This window comes from Pseudomonas arcuscaelestis (assembly GCF_016881005.1).
In the GTDB taxonomy this organism is placed as follows: Bacteria; Pseudomonadota; Gammaproteobacteria; order Pseudomonadales; family Pseudomonadaceae; genus Aquipseudomonas; species Aquipseudomonas arcuscaelestis.
In genome coordinates this window covers 1-24,109 of record NZ_JACOPV010000008.1, presented here as the reverse complement: position 1 = coordinate 24,109, position 24,109 = coordinate 1, and the positions used below count along the sequence as shown (strand labels likewise).

At 54.4% G+C, this 24,109-nt stretch carries 26 protein-coding genes and 1 pseudogene; 23 read left to right on the top strand and 4 right to left on the bottom strand.

Features of this window, described 5'->3' with window-relative positions:
• Nucleotides 1-3: 3 nt before the first annotated feature.
• Nucleotides 4-1,299, bottom strand: coding sequence for a hypothetical protein (locus tag H8F21_RS13350; protein WP_203584487.1), 1,296 nt, complete (start codon nucleotides 1,297-1,299; stop codon nucleotides 4-6).
• A 1,349-nt stretch (nucleotides 1,300-2,648) separates the two neighbouring features.
• Between H8F21_RS13350 and H8F21_RS13345 the strand changes: the two genes are divergently transcribed.
• The 19 genes from H8F21_RS13345 (at nucleotide 2,649) to H8F21_RS13255 (ending at nucleotide 16,194) form a co-directional block, all read left to right on the top strand.
• Nucleotides 2,649-3,401: a hypothetical protein gene (locus H8F21_RS13345; protein WP_203584486.1), complete on the top strand. Its 753-nt coding sequence runs from the start codon at nucleotides 2,649-2,651 to the stop codon at nucleotides 3,399-3,401.
• Nucleotides 3,402-3,588: 187 nt separating this feature from the next.
• A complete protein-coding gene (locus tag H8F21_RS13340) occupies nucleotides 3,589-3,951 on the top strand; it encodes a hypothetical protein (protein WP_203584485.1) in 363 nt (120 codons plus the stop codon).
• A 180-nt stretch (nucleotides 3,952-4,131) separates the two neighbouring features.
• Nucleotides 4,132-5,295, top strand: a complete 1,164-nt coding sequence (locus H8F21_RS13335; protein WP_203584484.1) for a phosphoadenosine phosphosulfate reductase domain-containing protein — start codon at nucleotides 4,132-4,134, stop codon at nucleotides 5,293-5,295.
• Nucleotides 5,296-5,606: 311 nt separating this feature from the next.
• Complete coding sequence (locus H8F21_RS29560; protein WP_236043007.1) at nucleotides 5,607-5,837, top strand: cupin domain-containing protein; 231 nt, start codon at nucleotides 5,607-5,609, stop codon at nucleotides 5,835-5,837.
• Nucleotides 5,838-5,839: 2 nt separating this feature from the next.
• Nucleotides 5,840-6,295 carry a hypothetical protein gene (locus tag H8F21_RS13325; protein ID WP_413243039.1) on the top strand — a complete coding sequence of 152 codons (456 nt, stop codon included), beginning with the start codon at nucleotides 5,840-5,842 and terminating at the stop codon, nucleotides 6,293-6,295.
• A 186-nt stretch (nucleotides 6,296-6,481) separates the two neighbouring features.
• Nucleotides 6,482-6,685 carry a hypothetical protein gene (locus H8F21_RS13320; protein WP_203584481.1) on the top strand — a complete coding sequence of 68 codons (204 nt, stop codon included), beginning with the start codon at nucleotides 6,482-6,484 and terminating at the stop codon, nucleotides 6,683-6,685.
• On the top strand, nucleotides 6,682-7,773 hold the full coding sequence (locus tag H8F21_RS13315) for a COG3904 family protein (protein ID WP_203584480.1): 1,092 nt from the start codon (nucleotides 6,682-6,684) through the stop codon (nucleotides 7,771-7,773). Before H8F21_RS13320 ends, H8F21_RS13315 begins: the two co-directional genes overlap by 4 nt.
• Nucleotides 7,774-7,972: 199 nt before the next feature.
• The gene (locus tag H8F21_RS13310; RefSeq protein ID WP_203584479.1) at nucleotides 7,973-8,164 is read left to right on the top strand and encodes a hypothetical protein; all 192 of its coding nucleotides are present in this window, start codon (nucleotides 7,973-7,975) and stop codon (nucleotides 8,162-8,164) included.
• Nucleotides 8,165-8,190: 26 nt separating this feature from the next.
• Nucleotides 8,191-8,805: a YkgJ family cysteine cluster protein gene (locus H8F21_RS13305; RefSeq protein WP_203584478.1), complete on the top strand. Its 615-nt coding sequence runs from the start codon at nucleotides 8,191-8,193 to the stop codon at nucleotides 8,803-8,805.
• Between the two features lie 115 nt (nucleotides 8,806-8,920).
• Entirely contained in the window at nucleotides 8,921-9,427 is a 507-nt protein-coding gene (locus tag H8F21_RS13300; RefSeq protein WP_203584477.1) for a DUF1643 domain-containing protein, read from the top strand.
• A gap of 442 nt (nucleotides 9,428-9,869) precedes the next feature.
• Nucleotides 9,870-10,202, top strand: coding sequence for a hypothetical protein (locus H8F21_RS13295; protein ID WP_203584476.1), 333 nt, complete (start codon nucleotides 9,870-9,872; stop codon nucleotides 10,200-10,202).
• A 120-nt stretch (nucleotides 10,203-10,322) separates the two neighbouring features.
• Nucleotides 10,323-10,931, top strand: a complete 609-nt coding sequence (locus tag H8F21_RS13290) for a hypothetical protein (RefSeq protein WP_203584475.1) — start codon at nucleotides 10,323-10,325, stop codon at nucleotides 10,929-10,931.
• Nucleotides 10,932-10,940: 9 nt separating this feature from the next.
• On the top strand, nucleotides 10,941-11,768 hold the full coding sequence (locus tag H8F21_RS13285; protein WP_203584474.1) for a hypothetical protein: 828 nt from the start codon (nucleotides 10,941-10,943) through the stop codon (nucleotides 11,766-11,768).
• Nucleotides 11,769-11,941: 173 nt separating this feature from the next.
• Entirely contained in the window at nucleotides 11,942-12,175 is a 234-nt protein-coding gene (locus H8F21_RS13280) for a hypothetical protein (RefSeq protein WP_328824470.1), read from the top strand.
• A gap of 11 nt (nucleotides 12,176-12,186) precedes the next feature.
• Nucleotides 12,187-12,798: a hypothetical protein gene (locus H8F21_RS13275; protein ID WP_203584472.1), complete on the top strand. Its 612-nt coding sequence runs from the start codon at nucleotides 12,187-12,189 to the stop codon at nucleotides 12,796-12,798.
• Nucleotides 12,799-12,852: 54 nt separating this feature from the next.
• Nucleotides 12,853-13,233, top strand: a complete 381-nt coding sequence (locus H8F21_RS13270; protein WP_203584471.1) for a hypothetical protein — start codon at nucleotides 12,853-12,855, stop codon at nucleotides 13,231-13,233.
• 62 nt (nucleotides 13,234-13,295) lie between these two features.
• Nucleotides 13,296-14,180: a hypothetical protein gene (locus H8F21_RS13265; protein ID WP_203584470.1), complete on the top strand. Its 885-nt coding sequence runs from the start codon at nucleotides 13,296-13,298 to the stop codon at nucleotides 14,178-14,180.
• Between the two features lie 68 nt (nucleotides 14,181-14,248).
• Nucleotides 14,249-14,863, top strand: a complete 615-nt coding sequence (locus H8F21_RS13260) for a DUF262 domain-containing protein (RefSeq protein WP_203584469.1) — start codon at nucleotides 14,249-14,251, stop codon at nucleotides 14,861-14,863.
• Between the two features lie 188 nt (nucleotides 14,864-15,051).
• Nucleotides 15,052-16,194 (top strand): TniQ family protein, encoded by a 1,143-nt coding sequence (locus H8F21_RS13255; protein ID WP_203584468.1) that lies wholly within the window; start codon nucleotides 15,052-15,054, stop codon nucleotides 16,192-16,194.
• Between the two features lie 48 nt (nucleotides 16,195-16,242).
• Here the strand turns inward: H8F21_RS13255 and H8F21_RS29820 are convergent, their stop codons facing one another.
• On the bottom strand, nucleotides 16,243-16,953 hold the full coding sequence (locus H8F21_RS29820; protein ID WP_328824469.1) for a TnsD family Tn7-like transposition protein: 711 nt from the start codon (nucleotides 16,951-16,953) through the stop codon (nucleotides 16,243-16,245).
• 402 nt (nucleotides 16,954-17,355) lie between these two features.
• A pseudogene (locus H8F21_RS30010) lies at nucleotides 17,356-17,787 on the bottom strand (TniQ family protein); the annotation flags it as partial.
• An 846-nt stretch (nucleotides 17,788-18,633) separates the two neighbouring features.
• Here H8F21_RS30010 and H8F21_RS13245 point away from each other — a divergent pair.
• The 3 genes from H8F21_RS13245 to H8F21_RS13235 are packed head-to-tail and all read left to right on the top strand — an operon-like array spanning nucleotide 18,634 to nucleotide 22,816.
• Complete coding sequence (locus tag H8F21_RS13245; RefSeq protein ID WP_236043006.1) at nucleotides 18,634-19,467, top strand: PDDEXK family nuclease; 834 nt, start codon at nucleotides 18,634-18,636, stop codon at nucleotides 19,465-19,467.
• A complete protein-coding gene (locus H8F21_RS29550; protein ID WP_236043005.1) occupies nucleotides 19,464-21,476 on the top strand; it encodes a transposase in 2,013 nt (670 codons plus the stop codon). The genes H8F21_RS13245 and H8F21_RS29550 overlap by 4 nt, the downstream gene beginning before the upstream one ends.
• Nucleotides 21,473-22,816, top strand: coding sequence for an ATP-binding protein (locus tag H8F21_RS13235; RefSeq protein ID WP_236043003.1), 1,344 nt, complete (start codon nucleotides 21,473-21,475; stop codon nucleotides 22,814-22,816). The genes H8F21_RS29550 and H8F21_RS13235 overlap by 4 nt, the downstream gene beginning before the upstream one ends.
• A gap of 126 nt (nucleotides 22,817-22,942) precedes the next feature.
• Here H8F21_RS13235 and H8F21_RS29765 read toward each other — a convergent pair whose 3' ends face one another.
• A complete protein-coding gene (locus H8F21_RS29765; RefSeq protein WP_268963064.1) occupies nucleotides 22,943-23,068 on the bottom strand; it encodes a hypothetical protein in 126 nt (41 codons plus the stop codon).
• Between the two features lie 541 nt (nucleotides 23,069-23,609).
• On the opposite strand from H8F21_RS29765, the gene H8F21_RS13230 reads away from it, so the two are divergent.
• Nucleotides 23,610-23,864, top strand: a complete 255-nt coding sequence (locus H8F21_RS13230) for a hypothetical protein (RefSeq protein WP_236043002.1) — start codon at nucleotides 23,610-23,612, stop codon at nucleotides 23,862-23,864.
• Nucleotides 23,865-24,109 lie beyond the last annotated feature (245 nt).

The following is a 24,109-nucleotide window of genomic DNA, read 5'->3' as shown; positions in this document are numbered from 1 at the left end:
CTGTCAGTTCGAGAGGGAGAGCATCATCTGCTCATGACGCTCTGGGCGTTGGCTGCGTCGAAGCCCCATGCGCTGCTCGATTACGTTCATACGCATTGAGCCAGCCTTCATGTTCTTAATCCACTGAGGCCCAGGGTAGAGAGTAAACCGATAGTCGATCGGAACCGGCCTTCCGCGGCCGCGAACCTCTGGGAAAATCTCCTCGACAGTGAAGCGGACCAGGTAATCATCAGCCTGCATCCGCTCCAACTCTCTTTTAATAGCGTTCATGCTGCCAGAAAGTCGGACGTGGTTGAGCCCCGCCGTTAGCAACTTCATCTCCTGGACAGTGAACTTGTACGGCTGCCCTTCAGATACGTTGGTCACGATATAGTGGATACGCCGCATCAGCGCCGCGCCCACCGGGCTGTAATCCTTGAGCTGCCCGATCGGGTACTGACGATAGGTAACCTTCAGAATCGACTGTACGATCAGCGCGTGTAGTTTTACGCGCCAGATGTCGTCGCCGTTGTTCCCTTCTTTGCTGCTCTTGTTGTTCCGGTCGAAGGAAGGAAGAATCGTATCCCGATTATCAAGCTTGAGATCGTCGCCATAGGACAGCGTCATCACCGAGCTCGAGAGCACATCCAGGGCTTGCCGGATCTGAGTGTTACTCATAGTGCTGCCCATAGCTTTCAGCTGCCGGGCCAGGGCATTGATCGTGAAGGTGACGTAGTAAGACGTGTCACCATTGACTGTCTGCTCTTCAGACTGGATCGTGGCATGGTGGATCAAAGCCTGCTCTACAAGCTGCTCTTTTACCCCGGGAAACCGCCGCATAGGCTTACTTTTCTTGGTCGGGTAAAACGTGCCCGGGAAGAGGGTCAACTTCGCCTCTTGCCCGCTGATTCGGAAATTCACACTGTGGTCGTTGGGGACCAGGCCATCCTTGTTGTTTAGATGGTCAGCTGAGAATTTCGGGATTTGGTCCCAGCCAACCAGGACGTTGCCGAAGTTCTTGGCTTCCTCGGTGCTGTTAACCAAGAAGCTACCGAACAGATCGAGGGCTACGACGGCTGCGCTTTCGGCCGCCACGGGTTTTGCAGGCACAAACATCTCATCACGGACAGTGTGAAATCTAGTTTCCTGCGTACCCGTTGGCGTGGCCGTGCTGGCCGTGTTAGCTCCCATCGTTCCCCCTCGTTCCTTGTAGAAGCTGTATTTGGGGGAAACCGTATATTCCTTGCAACCGATCCGCAACCGGGCCAGGAGATAAAACGACGGATAACCGAGAGATGAATCAGCGGATATTCCGGCCACTGGGGATCGCGCTAGTCACCTCAGACCTGCGCAGCCACTGGGTTAAGTCATCTCAAGGTGGTGGTAGGTGCCGGCCTGCAAATTTTTTCGAAATTGAATCCCATCATTCCCCAACTGGGAGCTTCAGTTCCAGGTTCACATGCGAATAGAGCAAGGGCCGGGAGATGAATCAGCGGATATTCCGTCTAACACACTGGAAATCAGGCCTCAGCAATTCCCTGGAAGCCCCGTATCTATTGGTACAGACGCTCATTACAACCGTCATCAAGCCACGGGCTGCATGGTATTGAAGTGGTGAGAGATGAACTGGCCGATATTCTCAATTCACCCTGTGTTCGCTGACCTTCCCAAGAGATAAAACGGCCGATAATCGAGTTGATCGACGGCTGAGCGTGAGGTTGATACTGCAATTCTTTGATTTAACTCGATTTTGTCTCTTGGCCCCAGGAGACAGATAGCCACATATTGAAGCCAAGGCCTGGGCTAAGCCGAGAGATGAATTGGGGGGTATTACTAGAAGCCCCGCATTTACAGGTCCTCCGCGCGGGTAGAGCTCCAGAGCCAGGAGACAAATCCCGCTTAAATAGGTTGCCGTTGACCGTTTCACCGCTCCCTGACAGGCTAAAAAGCGTTCAAGCGGTCGAAGAACATCGGGTTGCCAGGAGACGAAACTCAATAAAACCGGGAGATAGAAGGCCCATAATTGAAAGTAGGTTGTTTTTTGATCATTCCGGTCGACTTATCCACAGGCCAGCACTGAATGCCAGGAGACAAACCCCCAGAAAATACGATCAGCCAGGAGATGAAACCCCAATAAATCACCTGGCTCATTCACTCAGCGCTTCCCCGGCCCCGCGTAGCCAGAAGACAAATCCCGGGAAAATATTGAGTAGAAAGAGATAGATACGCGCTAAACCGAAAGATAAACCTCGGCATAACCGAGAGACGAATCACCGGCTATTCGACATTCGGCCCAGCAAATTCAAGGGGTTGAGCCATCCCTTCTTTTGATCTTTTTCTCTTCCCTTTTAAAACTCTTTCTTTTAAGGGGTAACCCATCCCTTAGGCCCCCAGCTCGACGGCACCCGAACTATCCACAAGCAATATCCGCGCTTTTGTCTCTCGGCCTGGATCTCCCCGGTGCCGGCAGCGAGAGAGGGTCTGAACCTGAATGAACCGAAAGGTGTCTCCGAATATATGGTGTTTCATCTCCTGGCATAGGAAAGCAAGACGCACACCCTCACGGACACATCAGCTCTCAACCCGATAGTTAGACCCGGTGTCCTCCTCACTGCTAGTGGCACATCACCTGACCAGTGATGATTGCCTGACCGACAGTGGAGGATTCCATGAGCACCAAGATCAACAACGGACTCATCTTGCGCAATTGCACACTCACCGAGGCCCTGGCCAAGCTGCAAGAGATCCGGGAGGAGGTTGTTCGTAAAGCACAGGCAAACGTCGCAATGCAGATTGCAGAGCGGCGGTATTACTGGGCTGACATGGACCAGAATTTTATCCCCATCCCCCGGAAGCGCTATGAGAGCTTCTACTGGCGAATTCTCGAGATCATCAAAGCGGAACGTAGTCGGGTCCTGGGCGAGAACACTCGCAGCCCTGACTGGGACTACACCCTCGACGTGCTACTGATTCCTTTCTCCGAGCATGTTCTCGCGCTCTACTACCTTGAGAACAACCCCGGATTTACTGACCTGCTGACGCAGGCGGGGTTTGAAGATTTTCACTATCAGAATTCCACTGACGGCCCGGAAGACATTCCCCCAGCAGACTGGGATGCTCGCAAGGAAGCATGGAACCAAGCTTTGCCATCTGGGTTTCCATGCCATGCGGGACTGAAGTTCGAAATGGTGTCGTGGCATGACATCAGCCTGGCCTTGCACGACCGTGATCTGATCATGAGAACAAAGCCGGATGAGGGATCACGCAGAATGAAGGTGGCCATGAACCTCATAAACACGATCCCCCTGGTCCCAGGAACGAAGGGCATGGGCATTATGAAGCTGGCGAGGCTTGCGGAATCTCTTGCCGCCGAGCGCGCTCCACACGTCATTCTCGCTGAAGTTGAGTGCGACAACAGCTAGCCAGAACGGGGCGGAGTAGACCGTTCAATCATTGTCCATCTGTGAAATAGTTCACAAACCCGACGAACGGTCTTAACTCCCCGAGCCGCCTGCCGAAAACGGAGTCAGAGCCAGTTAAGGCCGACTGTTGCACCCAAGGGTGCACATCAATGGATGGGGTCATGAGACCCGTAGAAGGAAGAGCAAAATGCCGTACTCAATGATTCTCGTTGCGGGAAGCAAAGGGGAGCTGGTTGAGGTAGAACAGGTTGATCTGTTCACGCACCGTATCAACGAAATGGAGTTCAACATCTCAGTCCATACTGATCCGGTTACGGCCGGCTCGAATAGCAAGCGGCCTCTGGCCGTAAGCCTGTATGAGACTGGCTGCAGACTTGCTGGCCTAAAGCTTGGCGACGATGCAGAGGTGGCAGGGGCCAGGGTTGAAGCGCTTGGAATTCGACTACATGCTCTCTCCACCGTCCAAGGGTTGGAGGCCGAAATTGGTAGCTCCAGGCTTTCAACGCTGCTAGATAACTCGCTGTTACAGCAAACCCACTTCAATCCATAGGCCACAATCTTGCAGCCCGGCAGGATTGCTAGAGCTTTGCATTTGTGATCCTGCCACACCCAATCCTTCAGCCATTCCCGTTCAAGGGAAAGCTATTGCCTACCCCGCATGCTCGGGTGCTTCTGGCACACCCTGTTCCACTCCACCATAGGTCATCGAATTTAGCCCTGGGCCTTTTCCATGACGACGCTACCGCCAGTTGCAACCACCCCTGAGATCGACGTGATCTTGAACCAGAAAACTGTTGTTGCTTTCGGTGTAAGCGGCGGTAAGGACAGCATCGCCGGTTTGATTGCAACTCATCGGTACCTGGACAGCATTGGCTTTATGGGACCTCGTTGCGCTATCCACGCGGACCTTGGATCGGTGGAGTGGTCTCAGAGCATGTTCAAGTGTCAGGAAGCAGCTGACAAGCTCGGTTGGGGAATGGAGGTCGCCGCACGGCCAGCTGGTGGGATGATGGAAAGATGGCTATCGCGCTGGAATGCCAATGCGCAACGTTACATTGACCTGAGCTGTGTTCAACTGATCTTACCTTGGTCAACTCCTTCGATGCGGTTCTGCACAAGTGAGCTCAAGGTCGCGGTAATTCGCAGCCGTTTAAAGAAGTTATATCCCGACTACAACATTGTTAATGCGACTGGCATACGTCGTGAGGAATCATCCAGTCGAGCAAAGATGCCGGTTGCGAAAAGCGATCCTCTGACCGCCCGAAGGGGTTTCGAAGCGTACCAATGGAACCCGATCATCGAGTGGAATGTTTCTGATGTGTGGGCGGCCATCGCCAGCGAAGGACTGGAGCCTCATGAAGCATATTTACGTTATAACATGACAAGGGTCAGCTGCCGCTGGTGCATCATGTCCTCGGCTCCGGACCTCTACAACGCGACTCAGGATGAAGCTGGGCATCCCCTCTATCGCCAGATGGTTGGCCTGGAAGCAGAATCCACCTTTGCCTTCCAGAGCAACAAATGGCTTGGGGACGTTAATCCAGGCCTTCTATCCAGCGAAACCCAAGACCGCCTGCAGCTCGCAAAGCAGGTATCCTCCCGACGCAAAGTGCTTGAAGCCGCTATTCCGAAGCACCTGCGGTTTGAAAAGCAATGGCCAACGTGCATCCCCAGCCTCGAGGAAGCTTCATTGCTCGCCGACATACGTGCTGAAGTGGGTGCCGGCGTTGGACTCAACCTAAAGTACTCCGACGCTCACAGCATCATTCAGCGCTATGAGGAGCTCACAGCGCTGAAATTGATCAAGCAAGGCAATTCCGGTGATGACGCTCCAGGTGTGATCCGGCTGATACCGGCGGTACAGATCCAGCCGCAACAATTGACGTTCTTCTGAGTAATCAACTCATGATCCTGCCTACGACCCTTCCTCGATCGATCCGCCGAATACGCCTGGACACCCAGGCAATCTCAAGGCTCGTAGTGCCTGGGCACGCCCTTGCACTTGCCGAATCATGGGACATCGAGGTTGGTAGCCAGGAGCTGGGTGGTCTACCGCTCCCCAGATTGGACATTGCCGATTGGCTTGGCTGCATTGAGGCCCACCCACACTCTGACCCATCCTGGAGCCAGTTCACATTCCTGACTCTGGCCGTTCAGGCGAATCACACGTTTGAGCTGATGATTGCCCCCGGGCAAGTGGCTTCGATGACCATCAGACCGGGTGATCTGTTTGCATTCCAGCCGGAACATCTGCATTGGCTGCGCGCGAACGGTGATGCCGGCTTCCTTTCGCTGCAGTGGGCAATCCCTAGGCAGGAGTTCATCACGATCTATCGCGAGATCCGTAGGGGGCTGTCGGCAATGGGTGTTCGCTCAGCGAAGGTGCCAGCGGCACTCACCAATTGGAAAGCCACAATCGGGGAGGAATGGCCGTGATTATGTACAAATTCCATCACAGCGCCGTCCTGGACGTTCGCAATCTCCCCACGCCAAGCGACCGGACGCGGGATCCCTCGATATATCCGACCTCTGGCATCTCCGATCTGCCAGGCGTTTTAGCCAGCGCAACCAGCTGGCTTGTTTGCGAGACCCTGTGGCCTTACCGTGTTGAGGCGGAGTCACTGACTGCAGAGATTCATTTTTCGGTGCATTCAGACCATTCATTCGCAACGATCGACGACCTGACTGGCGACCTCAGGGAGCATGGCATCTTCGCTGCAACCCTTTATGCCCAGAAGCCCGGCCCACTATCATGGTTGCGACCGCATTCTTCGTTCAGTGTTGAATACACCGGCTTGCGCTGGGTTGTGCCCCGCGACAGCCTGGCTCAGGAAATTGAGCGAATAGCGCACGAGCTCGCTGGCCAACCTGGTCAGTTGGTTCCCATAGGTTGATTTTCGGTAGGTGGTTTTGGCACACGTACTCCAGCCTCATCATGCAATCATTGCGCATTGATTGAGGTACCCCATATGCCCATGAAGACCGTAGCTGCACCAGTGCTGTACTTTCAGCACTCCGTTTACATCCCTTTCGCTTGGACCCCGGGTCGGGGTGCCGACCCAGAATCCAGGCCTCAGACTTTGGAACGAATCGAGGCCGAAGGCGAACGCCTTTGTGCAGCATTTGGTTTGAAGCTTGATCACGCTGTGTCCTTTAGTGAGGACGCCATCCGGATCTATGGAAATGATCTTGCGAACATACAAGCAGCTGGCGCGGCTATGGCTGACTTTCTGTCCGCGCAAGATGGTTTGAGGTTCGTGGAAGTGGCTGAGGATGGCGTGTGATTCGGTTGATGCTATCAGCAGCTGCGCTCCTCTTATCCGTGTCGGCTTTTGGCGCTGAGCCTGGCAGCGGTGAACAACAAGACAAACGCCTGGTGCCAGCACAGATCAACTTCGTTGTGCCAAAGGCCCCACAGGACATACCAGAGGTCTACATCGACGGCTACATCCATAGACCTACTGTGGAGGCGTTCCGCCAGAGCGGCTTTCTCAGGGACCGACAGGTGGGCTTTGTCTACTTCAACTCACATGGGGGCGACCTAATTGCTGCTATGGAGCTCGGTCAACTCATCCGGGAACGTGGGTTTTCTACGCGTGTGGGTACTTGGAATGGGCCTAATACCAATCCAAGCCCTGGGTATTGCGAAAGCGCCTGCCCCTTCTCGTTTGCTGGCGGGGTGTTTCGTCTAATGGATGGCGTATCCAAGATGGGAGTGCACCAGTTCTTTAAAGCCAGTGGCATTGCTGGTGACACCGACATCGCGACTGGCCAGATCACCTCTACCCTCCTCGCCAACCACCTAAGCAATCTGGGTATCGATCTTCGACTGCTGGAGGTGGCCGGCAAAGCCGGCCCAGCTGAGATGAACTACCTGACCCCCCTTGAGGCCTACGAGATCGATCTAGTCAACGCAGGGTCTCTGCCGGCGACCTGGACAATTCGAGGGGAACATGGGCTTGTTTACCTGATGGGGGAGCAGACGAAGATCACCGGTACCGGCCGAATTGGCATGTCGTGTAATGCGAACAGCGGTGTATCCATGGCTGCGTTCTACAAGGCGTGGTACGACACCAGTTTGCTTGGGATGATGGACAGCCTGGCCCTCACAGTTGATAACAAGAGCTTCGCTGTGCGCAATGCCAAGGTCGGCCCAAGTCTGAAGAACGGGTTCTCATATATCACCTTCGATCCAACACCTGAGCAGCTCGCGGCATTCCGATCCGGCCGTACCGTGGGTTTTTCCTACGAGAAAGCGGGTACCGACTTGAAAGCCCGGTTCACTGTCGATGTGAATGATGCCCAAGGGATGATTGATAGCTTCGCCCAACTTTGTACTGGGGCGCGACCAACATTCGTTGAGAAAATCTGAGGGTAACCACTGAGTTTTCGCATGCGTAAACTCAGGACCCTTGCAAGTCCGACTACCAATCAACTTCCGGCAATAGAGCGAAACAAAGCTTCCTGCGGCTCTTACCAGCCGCCTCTCTCGGGTTCAGATGCCTTTGGGCTAAAATCAGGCTCTGGCATTCGTTAAGGCGCCATGCGCCGATCAGATAGAGGGAACTTTCATGGGAAGCAAGTATTTCTGGCTGCGCAGCCCTATGGGCCTGGCACTCATCGCATTGATGTCGATTTTTCCAACCCTGGCCATTGCGACTTGGCTTGGCAATACGTCTGACTTCTTGGCGCTACTTGTTGGGATAGCGATCGCCGCTATTAGACAGCTAGCCTGGATGCGATGGGGCGACGGCTCGGATTAATGATGACCAACACGCCAGGATAGGCCTTGGAAACCACAAATCTCATTCCGCATTTCAACCTGCCAGCCATGCGCGAGGCAGCTGAAATCACGGCAAATCAAAGATTGCGTGCGATCACGCTGTCGGCTCCCTGGCTGCGCGACCTCGACGATCTGGTGTTCGAGATTGCCCAGCAGCCAGGCTCCCCAAAGGCGAAGCTCAATCGGTTTAGGAAGCTGGCAGACAAGATCGGCAACGCCGTTTCGCCTCACTCTGCATGCAAGTCGTGCTCTCACTGCTGCTACATCGCTGTGACCATTCCCCACATCGAAGCTCAAGCAATTGGGGTTGTGGTTGGCAGGAAGCCCGCCAAAGGAAACCTTAGGATAGGTGGCGATCATCAGGAAACCATCGACAAGAACTTCCGAACCCCATGCCCATTCCTGAAGAGAGGTCGGTGCTCAATCTACGCGGAGCGGCCTATCGCCTGCCGAGTGCATTTCAACCTGGCCCAGGACGACTACTTCTGCGATCCAGCGGTCCCACCGTCTGAAAGCTTCGTAGCCAATGTCAACCTTACCGTCCTGCACGCAGCAATGAATATGGCCTTTATGGATGGCGAATGGGGTGACATAAGGGACTTTTTCCCAAGAAGCAGTTGATATCTTCGCTGCTAACGGATGCCGACCCACACTTCAGGAGTTAGGCTGGGAGATAAATCCCGCTTTAATACTGGCAGTCTGGATCTGTCTTCGCTGATCACAGGAGGCTCTACCGATGTTGGACCTGTTCGACGCACCAACCTTCCCTCAGGCTGCTGGAGCGATATTGTCGCCCTGTCGAGCATACCGTTACGCCCTCTGGCGTAGTTGGCCGGGGGGGACAGGCTACGTTTGCTTCATCGGTCTCAATCCTTCGACCGCGGACGAAACCCTTGATGACCCGACAATCCGAAAGTGTGTAGCGTATGCAAAAGCATGGGGTTATGCAGGGATGGTAATGGTCAATGTATTCGGCTTCCGGGCGACAAAACCTAAGGATATGCTTGCAGCTGTCGACCCTGTAGGTCCTGATAATGACAGCTTTCTCCTGCAATATGCTGGCGGTGCTGCTGTTGTGGTGGCTGCCTGGGGCAACCACGGGGAGCACCAGGGTCGGTTCCGCTCCGTCGCTGCCATGGTGCCCAAGCTGCACTGCCTAAAGGTCACAGGTCTTGGCCACCCTTCGCATCCTCTCTACCTCAAGGGGGATCTGCTCCCAATCCCCTACGAGATCGCCGCGTGAAGGTCCTAACCATCAACCTCATCGGAACCTACTTCAACCAGATCAAATCCGGGACAAAACCATTCGAGTTTCGGCTGAGGACACCATATTGGCGTAAGCGGCTCGAAGGCAGGTCTTACGACATGATCCGTATCTGTTGGGGATATCCCAAAAAGGGTGACACCGAGCGCGTACTCATGCGGCCTTGGCGTGGATACGAGGAACAAACGATCCAGCACGAGCACTTTGGTGATCACCCTGTAGAGATCTTTGCGATCCACGTTGCCGAGTAGGCTTCTGGCACAACCGGGAGTAGGGAGAATGGTCTCAGCAAATTAGGGGATTCGCCCCGGGCCATTTCCTCTACAACCAGGGCTGTCGCGGTCGAGAATCCGTAACCACGTTTTGGGTTGGGATATGCCGTCACCCGCGATAGCCTATCGGAAAACTACTCGGAGACCGCATGAGCCAGCATTATTTGAAGTTCTTCCACGAGCGAAGCGGGTGCGACGTTCGCGTTCAGCTGGGCTGGGACCGTCCGCTCCAAGGCTTCTACATGGTTGCCCTCAAGGAGAATCAAGACGCATTGCCCGATGGCGATGATGGTGTGGTCTACAGCAATCTGTACGACGTCGGCCATACAGCGGATCTAACCCATTACAAGGAAGTCAGCAAGCAGCTCGATTTCCCAATTCCCGATGTAATGTGGCGGGCCGCCTACCTCGACTTCCAGCACAACGCAGTGAACAAGCAGGTGTTCTACGACCTTGAGGGGCGCCTGGTAGATCCATACTGAAGCTTGAATTGTGGGCCCGGGAGTAAGGGCGCCCCAGGGGATACCCGCTGCTAAACCTCAGCAGCTGTTCGCAAATTACTCGTAGGCCAGTTGAATTGGCCAGCCAAAGGGACTTTCGCGTTGGAACAGTTCATTCTTCAAGATTCACGGGGGTTGATCGGCAGCCGCATCAGCTGGTGGCGTGAAGGCGGGTCGTACACCACCAACCTCGACCAGGCTGAGGTATTTTCTCGAGAGGACGCTTTGAATCAGCATCTGTCCCGAGAAACAGATATCCCTTGGCCGCTGAGTTTCGTCAAACCACGCCAAGAGTTGGCCGTCGACTTCCAGTACATCAGCATCCACTGGGTGCCTCAGTCAGGAACTGATCTGTGCTATGTGGCCGCGAAGTTCAACTATGACGGTAACGACATGTTCTGGGTCAGCCCTGCTGGCCAGACGACCGATCTCTCCAAAGCATCAGTCTTCACTGTTGACGAGGCGTTTGCCCAGTTCGGGAGTGAAGCCTCGGCGTTCACCCGTCAAATTTGGCCCAAGGCCTACATCGATGCACGCGCCCGTCCGATAGCTTCAACTGCAGCCATGAAGGTTGCCCAGGCGCTCGAAGGAACTGGAATCACGCTTGTGCAACCTCCGCGCCGACGGAGGTGCCCACCACAATGTGGTGGATGTGGTCGGTTCGTTACCGTCGATCAAGCTCCGGGCGGCGTCTGCCGCGATTGCCGATGAGGATTATTTGTGACTGACATCGTTCAGGAAGAGCGCGCGCTCAACCGGTACCGAGAAGTGGTGGCCGCAGCCGGCGGTATGGAAAATCACATACTGGACAAGTCTGCGCTGTATCAACGGTTGCTGGCCGGCAAGCGCCCCTTGGTCCTACCCCCTCCACTCAACCACAGTTACCCCTGGTACAGCGCAGTCGAGTCTGATTCGCCGGTATCAATCGCTTTCGGACCTACCGAATGGGCCCCTGATTGGAGCACCCACCATGGCGTTGCAATCTGCCAGGACATTTGGACCCGGCTGGAAGGCGATATTGATAGCGACCTCACAGTGACCTTTCGTGGCTGGGACGCGATGGGTTTCGTATGGCGTGTATGGCAAGTCGATGAACACGCGAGCGACGCCACTGCAACCCTTTGCTGCTGGCACCGCAATGACATCAAGCGCCTGACAACCCCCGAGCAGGTCGAAGCCGAATGCCGTTGGCGGGTGGAGCGTGATGCGGCCTGGGTATCAGCTGCAGGGAAAATGAACGATGAAGAGCTTAAAACCGCAATCTTGGAGTCTGACCAGGGCGTAAAGACTCGCGACCGGTTCGCCGAGGCGATGGCTAATCAGCGCGTTAGCCATGTTCGGTCAATAGCCGAAGAACGAGCCGGGGCCGGTCTGCCGCCTGACCTCACTCCGGAGGAAGTCGAGTCGAAGATCGCCGCCGATATGGCCAGCCTCCTTGGCGACACGTGGTTTGTGCGTGACGGGCAGCTCTACCACCGGACATGGCAGATCCAGCGCATTTCGCCGGCCAGCTTAAGTCCGGAACACTATCTGGAGCCTGCGGGCTAGGTTGATCGGCAATGTCCGGGTGTTCGTGCCAAGGTATTCACTCAGGGGGCTCGTGGCACACACCACCCCATTGGAATATGACTTCATTCAAGTCAACCGGACATTCCGCAATGATTCCAACTCTCTCCTGCAGTAAGCCAACCAGTTCTTCGCTTCAACCTGTTGCGTGCGTTGTGAAACCCCTGGACCGCGTCACCTTCACACCACATGAGCCATCAGCGCTCACGCCGATCATCCGCGGGACCGTCTTCAATACGCTCGATACCAGCTCGGGTAACTGGCGTGTTCGTATTGTCCGCGAAGGTGAGGCGTTCCCATTTGGTGTGTCGGCGAACGTGTACACCAACCTTGGCACCTTCGAAATTCACGGCGTCCTTGATGCCAGTGTCCAACCTGCCATCGCCTGAGAGCAACGAATATGAATAATGCAACTCACTCTGCTGGTCTGACTTTCATGCTGGCGGCGCACGAAGGAATCGCAAAGTCCGTTGGCGATCGGGAACGTAGCGCTGCACTCAACGAACTTCTGATGTCCGCTGTTCGCCTCAAAATGGGATTCAGCCCTGATGATATGCCGCGCCTCGCCGTCCTTGGCATGCGAACCTGTGTCGGGGTATTCCGCCCTGCTGATGAGCGTTTCTATGCCCAAGGCTGTATCAGCGGTGGTACTTACGCCCGGATGTGGGAGAAGGCAGCTGGCGTGAAACCATTCAAAGCAGCCCTTGCTGGGGCTGCAGGCGATATCAAACAAGACTCCCGCGTGGCGACCGGCCTGGCCGTACTCCTAGAAGGAGATGATTCCGACGACCTGTTGCCGCGCCATGAGGGCCGTCAGGTTTGGTGGGTTACCTCGGTGAACTGGGCCAATGATACGATCAACCTGAGCCGCTACCGCCTCCGCCCAGACTCTCGTTACCCCTTCACCAAGAACGATCCCCCAGCAAAGCGCCTGACGCTTTCTCGCTGCGAATGGGAGTCTCGGATGGCCGAAGTATCAGCGACCATGGGCAATGGCTCAAAGGCCGCATAGGCTTCTGTCACACTTCACCCAGGATGATGATGGTGCTTTCCAAGGAGAGCACCGATGATTGACCAACGCCGAATACAGCTTATGCTGCGCAACCCCAAGGCAATGATGGACTTCACGTGTACCGGCAGGTTGCCAACTCTCAAGGTTCCGGCCAGCCCGCTTATCACTCTGATCGAGTCCATCCCACCACGTTATCGGAGCCGCATCACAAAGGTTCTGATTGGCCCTTCTCTTGGGTATCAGGGTAACCATCGCTTTCACAACCTGGCCCAGGCCATGAATTGGTTGAAACCCAGCTATACGGCCGCCTCCTACCCCAGTGAGAGCTGGCGTTTGAAGCAATTCGCAAAACCGCTCTCTCTTGAGGACCTGAAACTGTGCTGTGAAGTGCCAGAGCAGATCGAGGCTCACTTGATGCGCCATCGCAAACGCTAGCCTGGGCTTCTGGCACACTCCCTTCCCCCTGATGATGGTCTTATCCCAATGGAGACCACATCATGCCTCACCTTCTAAGCGCTATCGCACCCCTACAGGGCGAATTCACAGCGCCAAGCTGGTTGAACCCTTACCGAGATGGTGAACGCATCGGCCGCTCTCAAGCCATTCAGGCCTATAGCGACTATTACTGCGTCGATGGATCGGCCGACACGGATGGTGCGATCGAGGAGCGCATCGTGCTGCAGCGCACCCCCATGGTCCCCTACGCCAGCCGGACGGGTACCAGGCAGAACCTCGACGCAATGCGTGCAAATGGCTGGGGCTTGCTGGTATCAGCAAAGGGAGTGCTACGCACTGAGGGTTTTAAGAACTTCATGCTCGACAATGGAGCTTGGTCAGCGTTCACCCAGGGACAGCCATTTGATGAACTAGCCTTCTGCAAGGCGTTCGACCTGCTCGGTGAGAGTGCGAGAATGGTGGTGGTTCCCGACATCGTTGCTGGCGGCCTAAAGTCCCTCGACTTCTCGCTCAAATGGCTCGATCGGTTGACCGGTATCCCGGGCATACGCCTTCTGGCCGTTCAGGATGGCATGGTTCCTGATGATGTCCGTGACTTTCTGAATCCTGGGATCGGCATCTTTGTAGGTGGATCGACCTCATGGAAACTGCGGACTGCCCATAGCTGGGGCCTGCTGGCGAGACGCAGACGGTGCCATTTGCACATAGGCCGGGTGAATAGTGCGAAGCGTATTCTACTTTGCTCTGCAGCTGCCGGCGCGCACTCAGTGGACGGGACCTCTGCCTCGATGTATGCCAAAACGGTTGCTCCCCTCACTGCGGCCGTGAACTACGGTGAAACCCAGCCTGATTTCCTCTCCCCCAATGGCCAGGACTTTGAAGCTACCCCATATGACTGTGCGTGGCCTGCAGATCTTGCCCGATAGCTGGTGGCACGCCGGAATGGGCCTCATCCTGCGCCCATCGAATCCGCCGATGAGGCATTGGAGCTTATATGAACCTTGAGGCCATTAAGTCGCAGCTGTCACTGGACTCAACTGCACATGCCCAGAACACTGCCGTTCTACGGCAGCTGATCATGCCGTTGGATGCAGCCAAGCAAGAGATGAACTACCAGTTCAAGCGGGTGCTGCCAGCTTTGACTGAACTGGGGCATGACTTTGGAGGTTTTAGCTTAGAGCCAGACTACCAGCGAGGCCATGTTTGGACCGCGGACCAGCAACGCGCTTACATTGAGAATGTCCTACGTGGTGTCATCGACACGGCGGGGCTGCTGCTCAAGTTCAACTGCCCAAACTGGGAGAACGACAAGTACGAAGGAGCGCTACCACGGGGCTTGGAATGCCTTGACGGGCTTCAGCGCCTCACTGCAGTGGTCAAGTTCTGCGAGGGAGAGGTGCGTCCATTCGGGTTGGCTGTCGGCGACCTGGCCTACAGCTCATTTTCGGTGTCGAACCTTAACTTTCGTGTGGCGTTCTACAATTTCCAGACCCGGGCTGATGTGCTTCGCCATTACTTGGCTTTCAACGGCGGTGGCGTGGTTCATAGCAAAGAAGAATTGGCCCGTGTCCAGGGCCTGCTGCTAGAAGCGATTGACCGAGGCGAGTAGGAAACGTGCGCCAATCCTAACCATCGCATAGTGACCTGCCGGGCAACGAAATTGTCCGCGCTGATTTCCGACAATTAAAGCGGTTATCAGACAATTAAAGCTGTTATCTTCGATCGCCCCACCCCTCGGAGGGGCGATCGCGGTACGTTTCTCCTCCCCCACCTAGCCCTGATCGTTGCCGTTCGAGCATGCCTGCCAATCTGCCTTTGCGAATTCAGCCGGAAGAGTCGATTCGTTCTTACATAGCGCGATCCTTATTCCTCAGTGTCGAGGACTCTTCTGTCGACAAGATTCTCGCGTTTCGAAATCATGTGCGATTCATCACACTCGACCTCAAGCAGATAGCTGATTACTTAGGCTGGCCGGGCTGCTATGGATTAGACCGGTTAATCTGTCTCCACACGCCGATGGCTGTAAAATATTTAATCAAGAATTCACAGGATATTTCCTATTCACGTGGCCTCTACGCCTATGGCAGTATCTCCCACTTTGAGAGGCATATATCTTACTGCCCTGAGTGCACTAAGAAGGATGTAGTAAACTTCGGTTTTTCATATTGGCGGCGTTCAAGCTCACCAATAACAGAATCAACTGTTTGCCCCCGGCATAATATATTGATGCTGACGCACTGCCCATTCTGCAATGAGTCGTTTAGCGATCGTGAGCATGGCATTGGAGTCATGTGGGGTGGCTGCAATGGTCGTTACTTGTGGGAAGTTGATTCTACACCAAACTATGATAGATCAGCTCTACTGCAGTCTCAGTTCAACTTTAAGCTTTGCTCGTCTAAATATCATATTTCTGATGAGGCGGTGTTGTCGGCCGTGCTTCGTAAAAAAGGTGCATTTACAAATCTAGCGCCATCTTGCGACGTTGAGTTCTACATGTTCGAAAACGAATTGGAGTTAACTGCTGAGCGAATCGCGGAGCAAAAACGAAACAATGACGCAACCCTTGTAGAAGAGAATCTTTGCGTCGTTAATAAGTACATATTCGACTACTACGATGATTTCGAAGATCTAGCTCGGGATATCGGAGATCAGGGGTTCACAAGGCCAGTCCAAGAGGGGTGGGGCACGTACTTGGCGATGGGTGGAGAATCGGAGTGGTTTGTGACAGAAGATTATGCATCTGGTGTTGGGGTGTTTTCGTGTCCCTATCCATATGACACAACACTGCGTAAAACCGGTGAGGTCCCTATGCATGAGGTAGGTGAATTATATTGTCCTTGCTGCTGGTTCGTGGAGCTGACGTCTGAAACCATAGTTAGACATCCGCCACGTGTATTGCCAAGTATTCCGATACTAGATGCTTCACGAATTAAAAAATGACTACTATTCAAAGATCGATAAAAACTGTTTCAGCCTAACAGAATCCAATCATAGCATCGTTTTTAGAAATGCTCTGGTGCGAGGATAGTGGCATCGCTTTTCAAGTGCGGAGGCTAAAGCGGGACACGCTAAATATAGAGATGCTCTGCTGATCTTTCTACCGGTCTCCCCCTCACGCAACTTGCGTACCCTCATTTTCACCTGGTTCAGAAGCACATCATCACGTTGTGCCCAGTTCACCGAAGCGTTATTACCTCGTCTCCCTGATTCCATTTCACTTGTTCTCGATAGCAACCACTCTTGATCGTTTCTGTAAAGCCAGGCGTAAACGCTTGGAATTCGGATCCTTATATCTTTCGGGCTACGTTCTGTGTAACTACTACTCGCTGCTAACCAGAGCGCCCGGTGCTCTTTCAGGTTAGATATCAAGCGCTCATGGAGCCACGATTGGTGTACCTCGGGTTCAGAACGAAGCAGTTTGTTGACAGTGGAAACGGTGATCCCAAATGCGTCGCAGATGCCATTTTTCTCTTCCCCGCGGCTTAGATGCTCGAGAATGCCAGCGCGAATGTTTGGCTTGAGCACTTTCGGTTTGCGGTTGGCCGAGGGTGTGATAGCTCGATCTGGTTCAACGGTCTCTTCAGCGAGTTGAACAGTATCCCAAACCTTCTGGGAGAGGCTTTCCGTCAACTTGCGGTCTACAGCACGATCGTATGCTTCGACAAACCCGCTCACTGATCCGTACAGCCAGGTGATCACCGCCAGGTGCTTGAGCGGGTGGCTGCACCCCTGTCGATTACGGACCAGTTGAGTCCAGAAAGCAGGGACCTGCTGAGGGTCTGATGGCAGTGATGTGAGCGGTGGATAGGCTTGGAGTAACGCACAGTGTTGAGAGAATGTGGACGCTAGGTTCTCAGCGCCGACCTTCAAGGCGTCTCTATAAAGTGCTCTCACGACGTCTGGATTAAATTGCCGGGTCCGTCCGCAGACGGCCAGGTCGAGTACCGCGTTGGCTAGCTGCTCGAGTGCCCGCAAGGAGGGCCCAAGAGGAGCGTCCCCATGGGCCGGAGCGAGTGTGCTCTCCTCGGGCAGGATCCATTGTAAGCGCCTCGACCATTGCCGGTTACAGCAGCTCTCCCTAAGCAACTCGCAATGTACAGGGCAGACCTGCACACCAGGGTACTGGTGGGACAGATGCCAGTAGGCAAATCCATGAGTATCTAGATCGGCCGCCATGCAACTTGAGCATGCCTTGAGGGGGTGTTCTGCGCCAAAACGACCAGTCAGCAGACCCAGTCGATACTTGAGTGAACCCAAGACTGGGCTTTCCATGGCTTGAAAAGCTTCCAGTGCGTTCTTAGCGGATTGGAACGGCAAGAAAACTGGCAGGATCGTGTGCTCTAGGATGATCGAGCGTGGATCACCCCACGCCGACATCGCCGCGGGGTTCAGCGCTGAAAGATTGTACGGAAGGTCGTGGGTCGTAGTTGCGGACGTCGTGTTGAATAGCCACGCCAACGTTGCTGAGGTACTGGCTGCGCCCAGCACACAGTGTTGACGGCTACAGGCGCTATAGAAGGTCTCGTCATCCATCCATCGGACGATCGGGGAGTCAACGAGAGCGGGGGAGCACAAGGGAAGCATCTTCGTAGGCTCGTTTGAAGCCGAACTCAGATCATAGGCCCGAGCGACGTCTTCAGATAATGCCTTTTCGGAATAACGATTTCAGTAGCACTGTTTTGGTTTGTCAAAATTACTAAAAGCTAAGTGGCTGCGTATAGCGGGAAGTTTGTAGACAGTAGTCTGCAAAAGCAGAATAGTACGAAAAGTATTTTTTCTGAAGTTTACTCTTCTCACTCCGAAGATACTCTTTTCTATTGTCAGAAAAGAAACCCGAGCGGTAACATTGATCGCTTGCTCAAAGCGAATGTAGGCCGCCCAATATGGGTTAGGATCGGTTCACAGTAGACGTTTCAACCATCAGCAGAGATGTTCCCAGGATGTGGGAATGCCGATAGAGAGGATTTTCATGACATAGCTAGCAGAGAGCGCTAGAGAAGTCAGATAGACAAAGACCCAAGTGCTACCTTGGGCCTCTGTGGATAAGTCAGATATCAGCCCTGACACCTCCATTGTCTATCCAGCGCATGTGGGGCGTCAAGCCCCGCACGACTTCGTTCGTCCACAAGAAGATCGGCGTTATCCACAGCGTCGCGCGCGGGTTCATGCCCGCAGGATAAGGGTTTGCTCGACGGCTTGGTTGTTATCCCCAGTCAGTCGGAGTCGGCAATCTCATGACAATAGGCCCTAGTGATGACCCCGCAACAACGCTTTGACATGATAGTCAGACGCCAAAACGGATTCGAATGGGGAGATGCGTACGTCCCCTCGATCTTGGCGGTACCTGGAGAAGCACCGAGAAGCTCGAGGCTCAGTCGATTGAACAGCCGCTTGCTCGGTCGCACCATCCATACGCTATCGCGCCCGGAACGGCTTTTTACCCAATTCGCTCTCTATCACCCGAATCTTTTTGATCTGCACGAGCAAAGAATGCTTTGGCCGATCCAGCACTCGCATCCTCTTTTCGGCCACCCTTTGATGCATGGAATCTTCCTGCCCCATTTGCGAGGGACCGGCGAGATTGCGCTGGACATAGGCTTCAAGCACTACGAGATAGACATGGAAGGGCCAGATGGTGAGTGGGAAAAGATGCTCTTTCCTTACGTTGGGGACCTTCTTTTGTACCTGCATGGGCGGAACGGTCCCTATGCCTTGAACTGGACGGTCAAGGATAGAAAGGAGGCCTTCGGTGAACGACGGAGCGGCCAAGCGAAGACCCCAGTCCAGCAGAAGAAGGACCGGGTGAAAGCAGAGCTCCGGGCAACCCTTGAGGAGACTTATTACTCAAGCGCCGGCATCAGGACTGTCCAGGTCTCAATGGATATGTTCGACCCTTCGCTCGTCCAGAACCTGGGGCTGCTGTTTCCCATGCACGCTTTGCCGTTGAGGCTCGACGAGAGCTTGCTGGAGGACTTCAGCGGCGCTGTAACAGAGGCAGTTAGAGAGGGCATTCCGCCGGTGCTGGTCGCAAAGCAGTACGCTGCTGATTGGGGCACGCGTGATCAGTTCATCTGCAAAATCTACCAGGACATCTGGCACCGGCACCTACCGGTGAGTCTGCTCGACCCAATCTTGATCGATCAGCCACTTTCAACGTCTGGACCTGACGCGTTGTCGGTGTACGCCTCATTATTTGAGGAGTCTGCCTCATGAGGATCGGGTCACGGATTATTGCTCCGGAGGGGTACAACTGCTTGGAGAAAGGCGCCGTCTATCACTTCCTTCTCAGCGACGGGCTCAACAATCGTGTCCGATTGGTTTTCTTCAACAAGGGAAAAAACCAGATGACCGCTCAGTTGATTACGCTGGGCAGAATCCAATTCGAGCAGGCGCTGGAGGATGGCCTCCTGATTGAGGACGGTACCCAGGATCGATACCCCCCGTGGCTTTCCAATATTCAGGGGATCTCGATTCAGCACTTGGAGGATCAGCGTCGCTCTACAAAGGAGACTTACCTCCAGAAGGTGAATCGCAGATATATGGCCATTGCTGACTTGGTAACACGGTGGCAAAGCATCCTGGGCGGCGAGAACCCTGTTGCCGTCATTGGAGCGCACGCCAAGTCCCAAACTCCGCCACAAAATCCAACCCGGGTAAGGCTCTGGTTTTACACCTACGTCGTTTTTGGGCGAAACCTTTGGGCTCTGCTGCCGCCGGTACATGCGGCTGGTAGGTGGGACCGGGAAAATACGCCCCTCAAGAAAAAATTGGGGAGGCCAAGTCGAAAAGGTAAGAAATATGGTTTCCATGCAGACCGGGCGATGCGGGAAAAAATACTGGCGGGTTTTTTACGTGAAAAGTCTCCGTACGCTACCCAGGAGTCTATTTACAGAAAGGTTCTGGCCAAGGACTTCTGTTGTGTTGCTGTCGTAAACAAGACGGGTGGGCATGATTTCATCCAGCCTGACGGGAAGCCTTTCCCGACATTTCGACAGTTCTGGTATGCGGTAAAAAAACAGATGAGCTCTCGCGAACTAGCCCTGGCGCTAAGAGGACGCAACGGAAGCCGAGCTGTCGCTGGCTCAGATGGTGAGTTCGCCGAGCTAATCTCCAACGTGAATCAAGTGGTCGAATTTGATGGCTACTACATTTCCGAACGCCCGTCGGGTTTGCTTGAGGGAAGCGCACAGGACGGCTACTGCGTAGTTCGAGCAATCTGTGGCCTATCCGGGGCTGTTATTGCAATCGGTTTTTCTGAAGGGCGCGAGACGATGGCGGCTTATCGAATGGCGCTTTTTTGCATGGCAATCAACAAGGTGAAGTTCTTCGACCTGTTCGGGTTCACGTTAGGCCCCGATGAGTGGAGGTGTGAGGGTATGTCTGGAGACATTGTCCTGGATAAAGGACCTGCAGCGACTCTCGACTGCTTGCCCGAGATCAACTGGCTCGGAACACTCGAACTGACGCCCACGTTCGCAGGACAATCCAAAGCAACCGTCGAGTCTTCGCACCCTCGAGACAAGAAACCTGACGAGCAGCCGAGCCATTTTCACAGCGATAAGAACTTCATCGCTTTGGCTCGACGTGAGCTCTATCAGGTGTTGGAGGACAACCAGACCTCGAACGCCAAAAACCGAATGAATGACGACATGCTCATGGCAGGGATAAGGCCGACACCCAAGGGCATTTGGGATTATTGGGATGCTCGAGGTAGAAATTCGTCGATTTCCATGGAGTTCGACACAGCAGTCAGAACCTTTCTGACTCCCGTTCCGGTCACCATCACCAGAGATGCAGTTTGCCTGCATAAACGGAGGTACAGATCTGCAGCCCTGGTGGCCACCGGGGTCTTTGATCGTGTTGCTAGGAATGGCGTCATCCAGGCCACTGGCTACGTCCTCACCATGTGTGTCAGGCACATCTGGATTGAGGTTGAGGGTGTCCTCTATGAATTGGGCGTGGTGCGCTCCACGAAGACGGTAGAGCACACGATCGATATCACACTTGAAGAGCTAAGCATGCTCGGCCAGCTCAGCCGCGATAATGAAGCGATGCTGCGGGACGAGAACCCAGCTGCGAAGCACTCCATTCGTGAACGCTATGAGCAGGCCACCGGAGAAAGCTGGGATGGCGGAGTGCGCAAGCGCGGCCAAGTGCCCAAGAATGCCGCCGCCAGATTGGACAAAGCTGATCACGCTCGAGCAACAGGCAAAGCCCGATGAATAAGGTGATTGATTCGCGGTTTAACGGATGTCTCGAGCTTGAACAAATCCGCCAGCGTGTGACCTTTCGACCGGAACCGATCGAAGATCTGAGCTCGTTGGATCCTTTGCTCGGCGGGAAATTGCTTCAGGAAAAACTGGAGGAGATCTGTCTGCCAAATCAGTTCTCGCTATCGTTCATCCAAGAAATGGTAGGACGTGCGGAGAGCTTCAGTCGGCGCTTGTTTGTCAGTGAGCGTGATTACCAGGCGGGGCTTTATAACCCACCTGTAAAGGCGGTGACTCCTATATGCCTGACTGGTCTTGCAGGTGTTGGTAAATCCAAGGCCATCGAGGGGCTGAGGAAGGTGCTGCCGGGGCCTTTGGAGGTTGAATGCGGCCACTTCCAGGGCCAAGTGACGCTGATCTCTCATTGGTACGCGAGTGCTCAAGACAAGGCCAGCTTGAAGGAGCTTTTTGCACGCTTTGTGTATGGATCTGAGCCCCCCAACCGTGGCTTGAGCATGGGAAAACTTCGGGCTGCATGTCGGCGCAAAGCCTCCAGGGATGGCGTTTCGCTTCTGATTCTGGACGAGGCTCAGTATGTTACCGAAGGCAGTGGCGTGGCCTTGGTGACCAGCATGCTCCTTGATATGGCTCGGATAGGAGTTCCCATGCTTTATGCGGCGAATTACAGCCTGCTGCACAAGCTCGATGGCCGAGGGTCCGAGGACAAGCAGCGATTGATGGTTGAACCAAGAGACATGCCTCCGGACGACCCTGCCGGACAGGATTGGAAGGACTACGTCGCTGAATGTGTGCGGGTCAGCGGGGGGCAGATTCGAGCTCCGCAGGACGAGTTCGCTATGGAGCTTTACCGCTTTACCTACGGGCTCAAACGATTGGTGGTGCAGTTGCTCAAGCTCGCCTATATCGAATGTCGCAAAGCCGGACGGCGCCACATTGGACTAGCCGATATCAATCAGGCTTACCTTTCGTTGGGGTATTCGAGCAATCGGAAAGATGTGGCGGAGCTGGTACGGATCACGGTTGAAGGCCCCAGGGGGACGAATCGGAAGGACCTGTATTCTCCTTTAGCAGCCTCTTCTGCTCCGAAATCCAACATTCTGCCTTTCACCTGGCAGGATCGCGATGAGCGGAGCAGCGCCAAGATGATTGACTCATCTTTGACCGCGCAGGAGCGCGAAGCCGTGAAGCAGATCGAGGCGGCGAGCCGGAGCCCTCAAGCCAAAGCCTCGCGACGCAAACCAGCGCCAAAGTCCACTGCTGAAGAAAGCCAGGCGAGTTTCGCGAAGTACTTGGAGCGAACAAATCCGAAAAAGCCCAGAAAGCCCGGATGAGAGCGCCATTGCAGTGCTGAAGGCTTCCTCGAATCAAACGCAGCTCTGCTCGGTGCGGTTGAGCCGCGGCGGCTCCCTGAGGGCCGGCGTGTTGCAGTCGAAAATCACCGCTTCGGTCAGTGGCGGCTAGTTCACGCTACGCAGGCCCAGCGCCATGGGCAACGCGGCAATCGGCGAGATGTACAGCAGCACGCCGACTAGGGTGCAGGCGAGGTTGAGCCAGGCAATCGGCAAGCGATCGACCAATCCCATCAGTATGTCCTTGGGTACGGCGCCATAGATCGAGACACTGCCAGTCCTGCTGGACTTGATGTGCTTGACGCTGACGGTGGTGAGCCCTCAGGACCATCGACATACTTAGAGACAAGACTGCGTTTCCAACCATCTCGTGATGTCAGGGGGGAAGCGCCCCTCGGAGCAACAAAATGCTGTTGATTACGACTGGAGGTGCATCTGGACCTCAAATGGCGATCTGTTGCTTCAAGTACCACCGTTTCATGCGAAACGGACTCCAGGCCGTACTCGTCGGACATGCTGCTGGAGTAGGCATCACTCCGTTGTGAAGAAGGTTTGGCTGACTACCAGCGCTGGACTGATTCAATCCCTGTCACTTCAATGTGAGAGCGCCATGGGCGCCGGCAGTTCAGTTTGTTTACTTATCTGGTTAATGAGGGAAAGGAGCTGAGATACGCATTCAGCGACGCATCCTGGGTAATTGCACAGACTTGCCCACCCATTTGCATTCGACCTGACCAGTCATTTGCATCGGATTTGGCCAGCACGATTCGTGGACATGACCGGCAGAGAACGGCCGATGCTGTTGAAAAAGTCGGCCTTGGTTTGCGCATTAGAAAAATACGCGTCCGAGCTTGAAATCTTTACTTTTGGCAGAGGCTTCTGGACTCGGATTTCACGTAGCAGCATGCAAAAAAGGCGTTTTCAACAGCCAATTAGCGGGCAGTTTGGGCTGACCGACTTTTTCAACAGAATCGACCCATTGCGGACGTTCGGCACTGGGATTCGAGATTATTTTTTTGCCCCGCGTTGATGGAATCTCACGCTGTGCCCTCAACCCAAATTCAGGTTGCAGGAGCAAGGAAACTACGAAGCACGCCAACAATTTCTTGAAGCGCCGTATCGTTTCTGCGCATCAAATATCCAAAGATCTGTTTCTGCGTCGCTAGCCCCGTACAATAAAATCAAGCAACATATCAAATATAGCCTAATTGTTTAAAAATTTTCTGATAGATATCACGTACCACTTTACTTTTATTTTCATGGTATTTCTGAATA